This window comes from Geodermatophilus sabuli (genome assembly GCF_900215145.1).
Lineage (GTDB): Bacteria > Actinomycetota > Actinomycetes > Mycobacteriales > Geodermatophilaceae > Geodermatophilus > Geodermatophilus sabuli.
In genome coordinates this window covers 55,184-68,786 of sequence record NZ_OBDO01000003.1, presented here as the reverse complement: position 1 = coordinate 68,786, position 13,603 = coordinate 55,184, and the positions used below count along the sequence as shown (strand labels likewise).

At 73.6% G+C, this 13,603-nt stretch carries 14 protein-coding genes; 12 read left to right on the top strand and 2 right to left on the bottom strand.

Going from position 1 to position 13,603, the window contains the following annotated elements:
- Window positions 1-128 precede the first annotated feature (128 nt).
- The 6 genes from ku to CRP39_RS08460 all read left to right on the top strand — a co-directional run bounded on the left by ku (window position 129) and on the right by CRP39_RS08460 (window position 6,447).
- Entirely contained in the window at window positions 129-1,235 is a 1,107-nt protein-coding gene (ku, locus tag CRP39_RS08485; protein WP_097205947.1) for a non-homologous end joining protein Ku, read from the top strand.
- A gap of 1 nt (window position 1,236) precedes the next feature.
- Window positions 1,237-2,205: a non-homologous end-joining DNA ligase gene (ligD, locus tag CRP39_RS08480; RefSeq protein WP_245853696.1), complete on the top strand. Its 969-nt coding sequence runs from the start codon at window positions 1,237-1,239 to the stop codon at window positions 2,203-2,205.
- 37 nt (window positions 2,206-2,242) lie between these two features.
- On the top strand, window positions 2,243-3,163 hold the full coding sequence (gene ligD / locus CRP39_RS08475) for a non-homologous end-joining DNA ligase (protein WP_097205946.1): 921 nt from the start codon (window positions 2,243-2,245) through the stop codon (window positions 3,161-3,163).
- 102 nt (window positions 3,164-3,265) lie between these two features.
- Complete coding sequence (gene purU / locus CRP39_RS08470; RefSeq protein WP_097205945.1) at window positions 3,266-4,147, top strand: formyltetrahydrofolate deformylase; 882 nt, start codon at window positions 3,266-3,268, stop codon at window positions 4,145-4,147.
- A gap of 162 nt (window positions 4,148-4,309) precedes the next feature.
- A complete protein-coding gene (locus CRP39_RS08465; protein WP_097205944.1) occupies window positions 4,310-4,783 on the top strand; it encodes a Fur family transcriptional regulator in 474 nt (157 codons plus the stop codon).
- Complete coding sequence (locus CRP39_RS08460; protein ID WP_097205943.1) at window positions 4,780-6,447, top strand: catalase; 1,668 nt, start codon at window positions 4,780-4,782, stop codon at window positions 6,445-6,447. The genes CRP39_RS08465 and CRP39_RS08460 overlap by 4 nt, the downstream gene beginning before the upstream one ends.
- Window positions 6,448-6,599: 152 nt before the next feature.
- Here CRP39_RS08460 and CRP39_RS08455 read toward each other — a convergent pair whose 3' ends face one another.
- Window positions 6,600-7,550 (bottom strand): proteasome assembly chaperone family protein, encoded by a 951-nt coding sequence (locus tag CRP39_RS08455; protein ID WP_097205942.1) that lies wholly within the window; start codon window positions 7,548-7,550, stop codon window positions 6,600-6,602.
- A gap of 71 nt (window positions 7,551-7,621) precedes the next feature.
- Complete coding sequence (locus tag CRP39_RS08450) at window positions 7,622-8,926, bottom strand: AI-2E family transporter (protein ID WP_097205941.1); 1,305 nt, start codon at window positions 8,924-8,926, stop codon at window positions 7,622-7,624.
- A gap of 75 nt (window positions 8,927-9,001) precedes the next feature.
- Here CRP39_RS08450 and CRP39_RS08445 point away from each other — a divergent pair, with 75 nt between their 5' ends.
- The 6 genes from CRP39_RS08445 to CRP39_RS08420 all read left to right on the top strand — a co-directional run bounded on the left by CRP39_RS08445 (window position 9,002) and on the right by CRP39_RS08420 (window position 13,494).
- Window positions 9,002-9,469: a PPOX class F420-dependent oxidoreductase gene (locus CRP39_RS08445; RefSeq protein WP_097205940.1), complete on the top strand. Its 468-nt coding sequence runs from the start codon at window positions 9,002-9,004 to the stop codon at window positions 9,467-9,469.
- 39 nt (window positions 9,470-9,508) lie between these two features.
- Complete coding sequence (locus CRP39_RS08440) at window positions 9,509-10,075, top strand: hypothetical protein (RefSeq protein WP_097205939.1); 567 nt, start codon at window positions 9,509-9,511, stop codon at window positions 10,073-10,075.
- Window positions 10,076-10,168: 93 nt separating this feature from the next.
- A complete protein-coding gene (locus CRP39_RS08435) occupies window positions 10,169-10,714 on the top strand; it encodes a hypothetical protein (RefSeq protein WP_097206286.1) in 546 nt (181 codons plus the stop codon).
- Window positions 10,715-10,762: 48 nt separating this feature from the next.
- On the top strand, window positions 10,763-11,509 hold the full coding sequence (locus tag CRP39_RS08430; protein ID WP_097205938.1) for a dienelactone hydrolase family protein: 747 nt from the start codon (window positions 10,763-10,765) through the stop codon (window positions 11,507-11,509).
- A 90-nt stretch (window positions 11,510-11,599) separates the two neighbouring features.
- On the top strand, window positions 11,600-12,010 hold the full coding sequence (locus CRP39_RS08425) for an ankyrin repeat domain-containing protein (protein WP_216359662.1): 411 nt from the start codon (window positions 11,600-11,602) through the stop codon (window positions 12,008-12,010).
- Window positions 12,011-12,159: 149 nt separating this feature from the next.
- Complete coding sequence (locus CRP39_RS08420; protein WP_097205937.1) at window positions 12,160-13,494, top strand: AI-2E family transporter; 1,335 nt, start codon at window positions 12,160-12,162, stop codon at window positions 13,492-13,494.
- Window positions 13,495-13,603 lie beyond the last annotated feature (109 nt).

Genomic DNA, 13,603 nt, shown 5'->3' with positions numbered 1-13,603 from the left:
CCTCCGTACGGGCGAGACGCGGGGGGTTCGACCTGCCGCTCGCCGGGGAACGGACCTATCCTGCGATCTTGACCGCGCAAGGCCTTCCCCGCCCGCGGTCTGGGACGGGCCTTCCGGAGGAGAGCGGCATGCGGTCGATCTGGCGCGGCGCGGTGTCCTTCGGCCTGGTGAGCATCGGCGTGAAGCTGTACACCGCGACCGAGGACCACGACATCCGGTTCAACCAGGTGCATGCCACCGACGGCGGCCGGATCAAGTACAAGCGGGTCTGCTCGATCGACGGCGAGGAGGTCGAGTACTCCGAGATCGCCAAGGGCTACGAGCTGCCCGACGGTCAGCTGGTGATCCTCACCGACGAGGACTTCGAGGACCTCCCGCTGGCCTCGCGCCGCGAGATCGAGGTCCTGGAGTTCGTCGAGCAGGACGAGATCGACCCGATCCACTTCGAGAAGACCTACTACCTGGAGCCCGACGCCTCGGCGACCCGCCCCTACGTGCTGCTGCGCGACGCCCTGGAGAACGCCGGTCAGGTCGCCATCACCAAGATCGCGATCCGCTCGCGGGAGTCGCTGGCGGCGCTGCGCGTCCGCGACGGCGTCATGGTGCTGCACACCATGCGCTGGCCCGACGAGATCCGGCGTCCGGACTTCGCCTTCCTCGACGAGGACATCGCCGTCCGGCCCCAGGAACTGCAGATGGCCGAGGCGCTGATCACCTCCATGACCGGCGAGTTCGACCCCGCGGCCTTCACCGACGACTACCGCGAGGCGATGTCCGCGCTCCTGGAGGCCAAGCAGAGCGGCGGCGAGGTGCAGCCGCTGCCGGAGACCGCCGACTCCGGAGCGGCCGTCGTCGACCTGATGAGCGCCCTGCGCCGCAGTGTCGAGACGGCCCGGGGCGGCGCCCCGGCGGAGGACGACGGCCCCGCCCGGCGTGCCCCGGCGAAGAAGGCGACCGCCGCGAAGCGGGCCTCCGCCCGCGCGGACGACGAGGTCGAGGAGCGGCCGGCGCGGAAGACCACCGCCCGGAAGACGACGGCCCGGAAGGCGACGGCCCGCACGGCGACGGCCCGGAAGGCGACGGCCCGCACGGCGATGGCTGCCGAGGAGTCCGCGGCCAGGACCCCCGCGAAGAAGGCGACGGCCGCGAAGAAGGCGACGGCCACCAAGCGGACCCCGGCCGCGGGGAAGGCGACCGCGGACCAGCCGGCCAAGCGCGCCCGCCGCACCGCCTGAGGTGGCTGCGCCGGTCGCGGTGCCCACCCCGATGCTGGCCACCGCCGCGCCGCTCCCGGCGCCCGAGCAGGACGCGCAGTGGGGCTACGAGTTCAAGTGGGACGGCGTCCGGGCGGTCGCCGTCGTGCGGGCCGGCACGCTCGGGCTCTGGGCGCGCAGCGGCACCGACATCACGGTGCGCTATCCGGAGCTCGCCCGGCTGCCGGCGCAGCTGGCCGGCCACGACGCCGTCCTCGACGGCGAGGTGGTCGCCCTCGACGCCCAGGGGCGCCCGGACTTCGGTGCGCTGCAGGGCCGGATGCACCGCACCGGCCCGGAGGTGGCGCGAATGGCCGCCGCCGCGCCCGTCACCTACCTCGTCTTCGACCTGCTGGCTCTCGACGGGGAGGACCTCACCGGCCTGCCCTACGAGCGCCGGCGCGAGCGGCTGGACGCCCTCGGCGTCGGCGGGCAGCGCTGGACGGGCACGCCCTGGTTCCGGGGCGGTGGCGAGGCGGTGCTGGCGGCCAGCCGGGAGAACGGCCTGGAGGGGGTGGTCGCCAAGCGGCTGGACTCCCCGTACCGCCCCGGCCTGCGCGGCCCGGACTGGCGCAAGGTCAAGAACGTCCGCACCCAGTCCGTCGTCGTCGGCGGCTGGCGGCCGGGGCAGGGCCGGCGCGCCGGGGGAGTCGGGTCGCTGCTGGTCGGCGTGCACGACGACGGCGGCCGCTTCGTCTACGCCGGGCACGTCGGCACCGGCTTCACGGCGCAGGCGCTGCGCGACCTCGAGGAGCTGTTCACCCCGCGCCGGACCAGCCCGTTCGTGGGCGCGCTGCCGCGGGAGGTGATCCGCGACGCGCGCTGGGTGGAGCCGGACCTGGTCGGCGAGGTGGCCTTCGCCGTCTGGACGGCGGACGGCCGGCTGCGGCACCCCTCGTGGCGGGGGCTGCGCGACGACATCGCGCCCGAGGACGTCGTGGAGGAGTGGTGATGCGTTCCCGGCCGCCGTCCGGGGCACGGGAGGGGGCGTGAGCCGGCAGCTGGTGCGGGTGGACGGTCGGCAGCTGACCGTGTCCAACCTGGAGAAGGTGCTCTTCCCGGAGGTCTCGTTCACCAAGGCGCAGGTGATCGACTACTACGTGCGGATCGCGCCGGTGCTGCTGCCGCACCTGTCCGGCCGGCCGGTCACCTTCACCCGCTGGCCCGACGGCGTGGAGGGGCAGGCGTTCTTCGAGAAGAACAGCGCCCGGCACGCCCCGGACTGGGTGCGGCGGGTGACGGTGCCGAGTCCGGGCAGCTCCCGCGGTCGGGAGACCCTGGACATGGTCGTCCTCGAGACGGTCGCCGACCTCGCCTGGGCGGCCAACCTCGCCGCGCTGGAGTTGCACGTGCCGCAGTGGCAGGTCGGCAGCAAGCTGCAGCCGGCGCTGCCCGACCTGCTCGTGCTCGACCTGGACCCGGGGCCGGAGACCGGCATCCTCGAGTGCTGCGAGGTGGCCGAGCGGTTGCGCGAGCGGCTCGTGCAGGACGGCCTGGACCCGGTGGTGAAGACGTCGGGGTCGAAGGGGATGCAGGTGTACGCGCCGATCCGGGTGACCGACCGCGAGCACCCCAGCCGGTACGCCAAGCAGCTCGCGCAGGAGTTGTCGGCGGAGACCCCCGACGAGGTCGTCTGGCGTATGGAGAAGGTGCTGCGGCCGGGCAAGGTGCTCATCGACTGGAGCCAGAACAACCCGGCGAAGACCACCGTGGCGCCGTACTCGCTGCGCGCCCGCCCCGACGCGACGGTCTCCACCCCGATCGGCTGGGACGAGGTCGAGGCGGTGGTCGACGGCGCCGACCCCGGCCTGCTGCGCTTCCGCACCGAGGAGGTGCTGGCCCGGGTGGAGGAGTACGGCGACCTGTTCGACGTCGGGCAGCGCCGCCCGGCCCGGCTGCCCGCCGGGTGAGCCCCGCTGCGAGGTGAGCAGGTCGTCCGCCGGGAGGGTGACGCCGGGGCGGCCGGCACCCCCGGCCGGGACGGTCCGTCGCGTTCTGCGACGATCCCGATCATGTCCGTCGCTGGCCTGCACGAGCCCCGCCCCGCCGACGCCGGCCGCCTGGTCGTCCGCTGCCCCGACCGCCCCGGCATCGTCGCCGTGCTCTCCCGGCTGCTCGCCGACGTCGGGGCCAACATCACCGACTCGCAGCAGCACTCCTCGGACCCCACCGGAGGCACCTTCACCCTGCGCCTGGAGTTCATGCTCGCCGACCTGGCGGCCCGGCGCTCGCAGCTGGAGGGGGCGCTGGACCTGCTGGCGCGGCAGTGGCAGATGACCTGGCGGCTGACCGAGGCCGCGCACCGGCCGAGCATCGCGGTGTTCGTCAGCAGGACCGACCACGTCCTGCAGGAGCTCATCTACCGGGTGCGGGCGGGCGACCTGCAGGCCGAGATCACCGCCGTCGTCTCCAACCACCCCGACCTGGAGCCGGTCGCCCACGCCGCGGGCATCCCGTTCCACCACGTGCCGGTGACGCCGGAGACCAAGGAGGCGGCGGAGGCGCGCGCACTGGAGCTCGTCGGCGACGTGGACCTGGTGGTGCTGGCCCGCTACATGCAGATCGTCTCGGCGGACTTCTGCAGCCGGTTCCCCGAGCGGCTGATCAACATCCACCACAGCTTCCTGCCGGCGTTCGTCGGCGCGAACCCCTACCGGGCGGCGTACGACCGCGGCGTCAAGCTGATCGGGGCGACCGCGCACTACGTGACGCCGGAGCTGGACGCCGGGCCGATCATCGAGCAGGAGGTCGCCCGGGTCGACCACCGCGCGTCGGTGGAGGACATGCGGCGCATCGGCCGCTACGTGGAGCGCCAGGTGCTGGCCCAGGCGGTGACCTGGCACGTGGAGGACCGCGTGATCGTCGACGGCGAGAAGACCATCGTCTTCGCCTGAGCGCGGACGCCGTGAGCTCGCCGTGGAGGGGCTCCGCCCTCCCCACCCCCCTGGGCTCAGGGCGCCATCCGGGACGGAACTTCGGGAGGGGGGCCGGATGGGGCCGTCCCGGGGGAGTCCTTGATTTGACTGAATCAAGAAAACGGGGTTGGGTGGACCCCGATGGAGACGACGTGGGCAGACCGGCTCCGGGCGGCCGGGCTGCGGGTCACTCGCCCCCGGCTGTCGGTGCTGGACGTGCTCGCCGAGCACCCCCACGCCGACGCCGACGCCATCGTCACCGGTGCCCGTGAACTGCACCCGTCGCTGTCGCCCCAGGCGGTGTACGGGGTGCTCAAGGCGCTCGTCGCGACCGGGCTCGCCCGGCGGATCGAGCCCGCGGGCGCGCCCGCGCTCTTCGAGCTGCGGGTCGGCGACAACCACCACCACCTGGTCTGCCGCTCCTGCGGCGCGGTCGCGGACGTCGACTGCGCCGTCGGTGCGGTTGCGTGCCTGACGCCCTCGGACACGGCGGGTTTCGTCGTGGACGAGGCGGAGGTCGTCTTCTGGGGTCTCTGCCGGGATTGCCGGGCAGTGGCGCCGGCGGAGGCAGCGCAGGTCCCCGAGCAGGACAATCGAGGAGGAGTACGAGCATGACCGACGTCGCATCGCAGGGCCCGGCGGCCAGCGAGGCCGACCGCGCGGTCCTGACCAACCGTCAGGGTCACCCGGTCTACGACAACCAGAACCAGCGGACGGTGGGCGCGCGTGGCCCGGCGACCCTGGAGAACTACCAGTTCCTCGAGAAGATCAGCCACTTCGACCGGGAGCGCATCCCGGAGCGCGTGGTGCACGCCCGGGGCGTCACCGCCTTCGGCTCCTTCGAGGCCGACGGCACCGTCGGTGACGAGCCGATCAGCAGGTACACCCGCGCCAAGCTCTTCCAGGAGAAGGGCAAGAAGACCGACGTGGCGATCCGCTTCTCCACCGTCGCCGGTGGCCGGGACTCCTCGGAGATGGCCCGCGACCCGCGCGGCTTCGCGGTGAAGTTCTACACCGAGGACGGCAACTGGGACCTCGTCGGCAACAACCTGGGGGTCTTCTTCATCCGGGACGCCATCAAGTTCCCCGACTTCATCCACTCGCAGAAGCCGGACCCGGTGACGTTCGAGGCCAACGTCGCCGAGCGCGCCTTCGACTTCTTCAGCCAGACCCCCGAGGCCATGCACATGGTCTCCCTGGTCTTCAGCCCCCGCGGCCTGCCGGCGTCCTACCGGCACATGCAGGGCTTCGGCGTGAACACCTACAAGTGGGTCAACGCCCGGGGCGAGACCGTGCTGGTCAAGTACCACTGGCTGCCCAAGCAGGGCGTGAAGTCCTTCACGGCCGCTGACGGGGCCGCCATCCAGGCGAACACCCTCGGTCACCACACCAAGGACCTCTACGACGCCATCGAGCGCGGCGACTTCCCCCAGTGGGAGCTGCACGTGCAGCTGATGAGCGACGACGAGCACCCCGAGCTGGACTTCGACCCGCTCGACGACACCAAGGTGTGGCCGGAAGAGGTCTTCCCGCTGCGCAAGGTCGGGACGATGACCCTCGACCGGATGCCGGAGAACTTCTTCACCGAGAACGAGCAGATCGCCTTCGGCACCGGCGTCCTGGTCGACGGCCTGGACTTCTCCGACGACAAGATGCTGGTCGGCCGGACGTTCTCCTACTCCGACACCCAGCGTTACCGGGTGGGCCCGAACTACCTGCAGCTGCCGGTGAACCAGGCCAAGAACGCCACGGTCCACACCAACCAGCGCGACGGGCAGATGGCCTACGGCGTGGACATCGCCCCCGGCCAGAACCCGCACGTGAACTACGAGCCGTCGATCACCGGTGGCCTGCGTGAGGCCGAGTACCCGGCCCACGACGAGCAGGGTCCGGTCATCACCGGCCGGCTGACCCGCAAGCGGATCCCGCGGACCAACGACTACGAGCAGGCCGGCGAGCGCTACCTGCTGTCGGAGCAGTGGGAGAAGGACGACCTGGTGACGAACCTGGTCGGCGCCCTCTCGCAGTGCCGCCGCGAGATCCAGGAGCGGATGGTCTGGCACTTCTTCATGTGCGAGGACGAGCTGGGCCAGCGCGTCGGTGAGGGTCTCGGCATCACCGCGGACGACGTCCGTGGCCTGCCGCCCCTGCAGACGCAGACCCTGACCGAGGAGGAGCAGCAGCGCGCCGCCAACCTCGGCAAGAACGGCCCCCGCAACGTCGCGGGCCTGGTCATGACGCACTGCGTGCCCAACGAGCACGTGGTCGTCGCCGGCTGACCTCAGCCGACCGCACCACAGGCGGGCCGCGACCGGGACCCCCGGTCGCGGCCCGTCCCGCGTTCCCGCCCCGACCGCCGCGCTGACCATCGTCGGCGTCGAGCCGATCGGCTGGCGGTGGATGTCCGTGATCGGTGCCCTGCCGGGCAGGGTCACTCCCCGCGGCGGCGCTCCTGCTCGGCCAGGAACCGCTCGAGCTCCGCGCCGATCTCCTCGCCGCTGGGCACCTCGCCGATCTCGCTGAGCAGCTCGCTGCCCTCGCGGGCGGTGGTGAACTGGTCGTACTGCTGCTCCAGCGCCGCGACGACCGCGGTGTTCTCGCTGCTGCGGCCGATCTGCTCGTCGACCTCGGTGCGGTGCACCTCGGCGGCCTCGCGCAGCGAGTCGGTCGGCACGTGCAGCCCGGTCAGCCGGGACAGGTGCTCGAGCAGGGTGAGCGACGCCGCGGGGAAGGTCGCCTGCGCCAGGTAGTGCGGCACGTGCGCGGCCACGCCGAACGCGTCGACACCGGCCTCGCCCAGCCGCAGCTCCAGCAGCGCCGCGACGCTGCCCGGGATGCGCATCTCGCCCCAGTACACGGGGTACTCCGCGATGAGCGGACGACGGGACGCGTGCGCCGTCACCGTCACCGGACGCGTGTGCGGCACCGGCATCGGGATGGCCTGCAGCGCCACGACCGACGTCACGCCCAGCCGCTCCACCAGTCCGGCCACCGCGGCGACGAACCGCTCCCAGGCGAAGTCCGGCTCGGCGCCGTGCAACAGCAGGAACGGCTCGCCCGCGTCGTCCTCGAGGGCGTGGAGCAGCAGCTCGGGGGCGGCGAAGGACTCGTAGTGGTCGCCGTTGAACGTCATCCGCGGCCGGTGGGCGCGGTAGTCGACCAGGCTGTCGACGTCGAACCGTGCGATGACCTCGTTCGGCAGGCTGGCCAGCAGGTGCGCGCCGGCCAGGGCGCCGGCGTGCGCGGCGTCGAACTCGCCGGCCAGGTCGTGGACCAGGACGAGACCGCGGCGGTCGCCGGCGCCGGCCACCCGCGCCTCGCGGGTCAGGAAGGGCTCCGCCCCGGCGAGGAGCTCGACGAGGTCCTCGGGTCGCTGCGCCACGGTGGGGTGCCTCCTCAGGATCCGGTGTTACGGCATGTGCAGCCCGCTGCGGGCCGCGGACATTCCCGGGCTCACCCGCGGGGGTGCTCGGGTCCGCCGTCGGCCGGGGCCGGTTCCCGTGTCAGCGCCGCGCCCTGCTCGTCCCCGGTGACCTGCGGTCGGGTGCCGTCGTCGGCGACCTCGGGGGAGCGGCCGTCGAGCTCGTCGCGCACGTACCGGTAGATGACCGCGATCAGCGCGGCGACCGGGACGCCGAGGAACGCGCCGGTGATGCCGGCGAGGCTGCCGCCCGCGGTGACCGCCAGGATCACCACGGCGGCGTGCAGGTTGAACCCGCGGCCCTGGATGATCGGCTGCAGCACGTTGCCCTCGAGCTGCTGCACCACCAGCACGATGGCCAGGACGATCAGCGCCGTCGTCCAGCCGTTGCTCACCAGCGCGATGAGCACGGCGAAGGCGCCGGCGACGAACGCACCGATGATCGGGATGAAGGCGCCGAAGAAGGTCAGCACCGACAGGGGCAGCACCAGCGGGACGTCGAGGATCCACAGGCCGAGGCCGATGAAGAAGGCGTCGACGAAGCCGACGAGGGCCTGCTGGCGGATGAAGTCCGACAGGGTGGACCAGGTCTTGTGGGACAGCGCGGCCACGTGCGGCGCGGCGCGGGAGCCGGTCTGCGCCGACAGCCACGGCACCCAGCGCGGGCCGTCCTTGACGAAGAAGAAGGCCAGCAGCAGCGCCAGCACGAGGTTGATCAGGCCGTTGCCGATCGCCGAGGCGCCGGTCAGGGCGTAGCCGGCGATGTTCTGGGCGTTGCTCTGGATCGAGTTGATGGCCTGGTCGACGGCCTGGCCGATCTGGTCCTCGCCGAGGTTGAACGGTGGCCCGGTCAGCCACCCCTGCAGCTCCTGCAGCCCGCCGCTGGCCTGGTCGGCCAGCTCGCCCACCTGGTCGGCCACCGAGGGGGCGATCGCGGCGATGATGCCGCCGAACAAGGCGAGGGCGCCGACGGTGACGAGCGCCGCGGCCAGCGCCGGCGGCCAGCCGTGCTGGCGGAGGAAGCGGGTGGGCGGCCACAGCACCGTGGCGAACAACAGCCCCAGCACGATCGGCAGCAGGATCACCCAGAGCCGGCCGAGCACGTACCCGACGACGACCAGGGCCGCGACGATGAGCAGCAGTTGCGCGGAGAAGACCGCCAGCGCGCGCAGGGCGTGCTGCAGCCGGGGCCCGCGTCCCTCGACCGGTGCCGGGGCGCTGGTCACGGCCGCCGGCGTGCCGTCCCGGTCGGACCGGTCGGCCCGGTCGGACCGGTCCGACGAGGTGGCCCCCGCCTCGGGGTGCGCGGCGGGTCGGCCGAACGAGCGGAGCCTCATGGGTCGATCACAACACAGATGGATGCCACCAGCCGGGCGGAAACGATCATCGTTGCGGCGTCGTAGCGTCGCCCCATGCCGAAGACCGCGACAACGGACCGGGTCGACCGGGCCGCGCTCGAGGAGTTCCTGCGTTCCCGCCACAAGGCGGTGCTGGTGACCCGCCGCGGCAGCGGGGGAGTGCAGCTCTCCCCGGTGACCTGCGGGCTGGACGGTGAAGGCCGCATCGTCGTCTCCACCTATCCCCAGCGGGCCAAGGTGACCAACGCCCGGCGCGACCCCGCCGTCTCCCTGTGCGTGCTGTCCGACGACTTCGACGGACCGTGGGTGCAGGTGGACGGCCGCGCCGAGGTGCTGGACCTGCCCGAGGCCCTCGAGCCGCTGGTCGAGTACTTCCGGTCGATCAGCGGCGAGCACCCGGACTGGGACGAGTACCGCGCCGCGATGACCCGTCAGGGCAAGTCGCTGCTGCGGGTGACGATCGAGCGGTGGGGCCCGGTCGCGACCGGCGGCTTCCCGCCCGACGTCGCCGCGCGGGTGTAGGTCCTGGTCCGGCCCGGGGAAAGCTGACAGGCTTGCCCGGTGCCGTTCGTGGTGACCGCCGTCGCGTCCGGTGGGGGTGCACCCGAGCAGGTCGCGGCGGCCCTGCGCCACCTCGGGGAGCTCCCCGCCGTCCGGCCGTTCGCCCGGGCGGCGGACGGCGACCTGCAGGGGGTCCTGGCCGACCCGGCCGCCGCCGTCGACGTGGTCCTCGGTCTGGTGCGGACGCCGGGCTGGTACGTCGGGGTGGGCGCCGGGGCGCTGCCCGACGGCGCACGTCCCACCGGATCGGCCCTGCTGTCCGCCCGCCGTGCCTCCGACGCCGCCCGGCAGCGCGGCACCCGGCTGGCCGTCCGCGGCGCGGTCCCCACCGAGGCGGCCGACGCGCAGGCGGTGCTGACGGCCCTGGCCGTGGTCGTCCAGCGGCGCAGCCCGCAGGCGTGGGAGGCGGCCGAGCTGGTCGCCGGCGGGCGCACCCAGGCGCGGGCAGCCGCGGCGCTGGGCATCTCCCGCCAGGCCGTGGGCCAGCGGCTGGCGGCGGGCCTGTGGGAGCTGGAGCGGGAACTGCGCCCGACCGCCGCGCGGCTGCTCGCCCGCGCGGAGGGCTGACCCCGGGGCCGGCGCCGGACGTCGTCGTCGCGCGCGGTGATCACCGGGGAGCGAGAATGACGAGGTCACCGAGTCCGACCCCTGGGAGTGCCCGTGCCCGAGCCGTCCGCGTCAGGCGCGATCCGCAACGTCGAGCTGCTCGGCGTCTACACCAACGACCACCTCGCCGCGGCGACGGGCGGGATCGAGCTGGTGAGCCGGATGCTGGGCCGCCACCGCGGCAGCGGGTACGGGCCGCGGCTGGAGGAGCTGCTCGGCGAGCTGCGCGAGGAGCGCGCGGCGCTGGAGACGACGATGCAGTCGCTGGGCGTGCCCGTACGCCAGTACAAGCAGGTCGCCACGTGGATCGGGGAGAAGCTGTCCCGGGTCAAGCTCAACGGGCACCTGCTCTCCCGCTCGCCGCTGTCGGACCTCGTGGAGTTCGAGTTCATCGCCACCGCGGTGCTGGCCAAGCGGGCCGGCTTCGAGACGTTGCGGGAGGTCGCCGCCGTCGACGACCGCATCGACGCGGCGCTGTTCGAGCGGCTGATCGAGCAGGCCGACAAGCAGCACCACTGGCTCGCCGACGCCCGCCGCGAGGTGGCCGCGCGCGTCTTCGGCGGCTCGGCGGACGCGGCCGACGCCGCCGCCGACACCTGAGCCGGGGCCGGTGGGCGGCGCTCCCTCCGGCCCGGTAGAACACCCGTCATGTGCCACGACACCGACAGCCGCCCACCCGCGCCGCCACGCAGCGGCGACGTCGTCGAGCGCGGCACCCTGACCCTCACCGCGGCCGACGGCACCGAGTTCGCCGCCGCCTACGCGGCTCCCGGTGGGCCGGCCCGCGTGGGGGTTGTCGTCCTGCCCGACATCCGCGGGCTGCACCCCTACTATGTCGCCCTCGCGGCGCGCTTCGCCGAGGCCGGTCTCCCGGCGCTGGCCGTCGACTACTTCGGGCGGACGGCGGAGCTGCCGCCCACCGGCACCCGCGAGCAGGACTTCGACTGGCAGACGCACATCCCGCAGACGACGCCGGAGGGCGTGGACGCCGACGTCGCCGCGGCCGTCGCGTACCTGCGGGAGCGCACCCGGCCGGACCTGCCGGTGGTGACCGTCGGCTTCTGTTTCGGCGGCAGCCACTCGTGGCGGCTGGCCGGCGGCGACCTGGACCTCGCCGCCTGCATCGGCTTCTACGGCCGGCCGGCGATGGTCGGCGAGGTGACCGCCACCCGGCCCACGCTGATGGTCATCGCCGGTGCCGACAGCGCGACGCCGGTGGAGGACCAGCTGACGCTGGCGGAGCGGCTGCGGGCCGGTGGTGCGGAGGTGGAGACGGCGGTCTACGACGGCGCCCCGCACTCCTTCTTCGACCGGGCGTACGGCGACTGGGCCGGCGCCTGCGCCGACGTCTGGCAGCGGGTGCTGGCCCTCACCGACCGGGTCGCCACCGCCTGACAGTGAGGATGTAGCCGGACGAGGTCGCCCCGGCTGGTCTGACTCTCCGCCGGACCGGTCGCGACGCGGGGCACCTCCTAGGCTCGGGGTGTGAACGCGGACAGCGGCGGCGGCATCGACCCGGGCGTCATCGAACTGGCGGCGCGGGTCTTCGACCTCGCGCGGTTCGGCGCGACCGAGGAGCTGGCGGCCTACGTCGACGCGGGGGTGCCGGCCAACCTGACCAACGACAAGGGCGACACGCTGCTCATCCTCGCCGCGTACCAGGGCCACGCCGACACCGTGGCCGCGCTGCTGTCCCGCGGCGCAGACCCCGGCCGCGCCAACGACCGGGGCCAGACGGCGCTGGCCGCCGCGGTGTTCAAGCAGTCGGCGGACACCGTGCGCGTGCTGCTGGACGCCGGTGCCGACCCGGACGCCGGCGGGCCGACCGCCCGGGAGACCGCGGCGTTCTTCGACCTGCCGGGGATGACGGCGCTGCTGGACGGTGCGGGTACCTGAGCCCGACGGCCCGGCATGCCACGCTCGTGCCCGGGTACTGCGGCGCGGCACGGGGGGAGAGCGGAGTGCACATGGGCGGACAGGACGTCGAGGCGGCGGGCGGGCTGGTCCCCGCACGCGCCGCGGGCTGAGCCGGCGGGACGAGGACGATGGTCGCTCAGCAGCGGCTCCCGGGCACCGGTGCCGACGTGCCTCCCGCGGCGGGGGCCACGGCTCTCACCCCGGCCGACGCCGCCGGCGTGCAGGCAGCCGCCGTGGACGCCGCCACCTCGGGCGCCGCTGCCGCGGCCGACCCGGCGCCGGCCGCGGGGCCGGTGGCCGCAGCCCCCGAGCAGGTCGGCCCCTCGACCGCCGGGCTGCCGCGCTGGCTGGTGCTGCTCGTCGGCTGCGCCGCCGCCACGATCGCCATCGCCGGCGTCCGGTCGATCGCCTGGCTGGTCGGCCCGGTGCTGCTCGCGCTCGTGGTCGTCATCGCGCTCATGCCCGTGCAACGTTTCCTGCAGCGGCACGGCTGGCCGCGCTGGCTGAGCGCGGCGGTCCTGCTGGTGCTGGTGTGGAGCATCCTGCTGGCCTTCGTGGCACTGCTCGTCGTCTCCATCGCCCAGTTCGCCAACCTGCTCCCCGACTACGCCGGCTCCGCCGAGCGGCTGCTGGCCTCGGTGGTGGCCGACCTCAACGACCGCGGGATCGTCTCCGGGCAGCTGTCGGACCTCGTCGCCCAGTTCGACTACAGCCAGCTCGTCGGGGTGGCCACCGGCCTGCTCGCCCGGGTCAGCGACGCCGCGACCACCCTGGTCCTGCTGCTGTCGGCGATCGTGTTCCTCTCCATCGAGTCCGGCGGGTTCGGCCGGCGGCTGGCGCTGGTGGCCGCCGAGCGTCCGCACCTGCCGATCGCGCTGGGGCTGTTCGCCCGCGGCACCCGCAGCTACCTGCTGGTCAGCACCGTCTTCGGGGCGATCGTCGCGATCGGCGACACGATCGCGCTGGCGATCATCGGCATCCCGCTGCCGGTGGTGTGGGGGTTGCTGTCGTTCATCACCAACTACGTGCCCAACATCGGCTTCGTCCTCGGGCTGGTGCCGCCGGCGATCCTCGGACTCCTCGGCGGCGGGTGGACGGAGTTCTGGGTCGTCGTCGCGGTCTACGCGCTGCTCAACTTCGTCGTCCAGACGCTCATCCAGCCGCGGTTCGTCGGCGACTCGGTCGGGCTGTCCATGACGGTCACCTTCGTCGCCCTGCTGTTCTGGGGCTGGGTGCTGGGCGCGCTCGGGGCACTGCTGGCGATCCCGCTGACACTGCTGGTCAAGGCGATGCTCGTGGACGTCGACCCACGCGGGCACTGGCTCGACGCGCTGCTGCGCGAGGAGCCGCGGGCGCCGCGGACCAGCCGCGCCCGGCAGCGGGCGAACGCCCGGCGGGCGGCGCTGGCCTCGGTGCGTGCGCTGCAGCCGCACCTGCCCGGCCGCAAGCACTCCGAGGACTGACCGCAGCGAGCGCGGAGCCGACCGTCGAGCGGGGTCGGTCCAGGACCGAACGTGCAGGTCAGGGCGGAATGTCAGACCCCCGGAGGACGTTGTCACCATGTCGGGCACC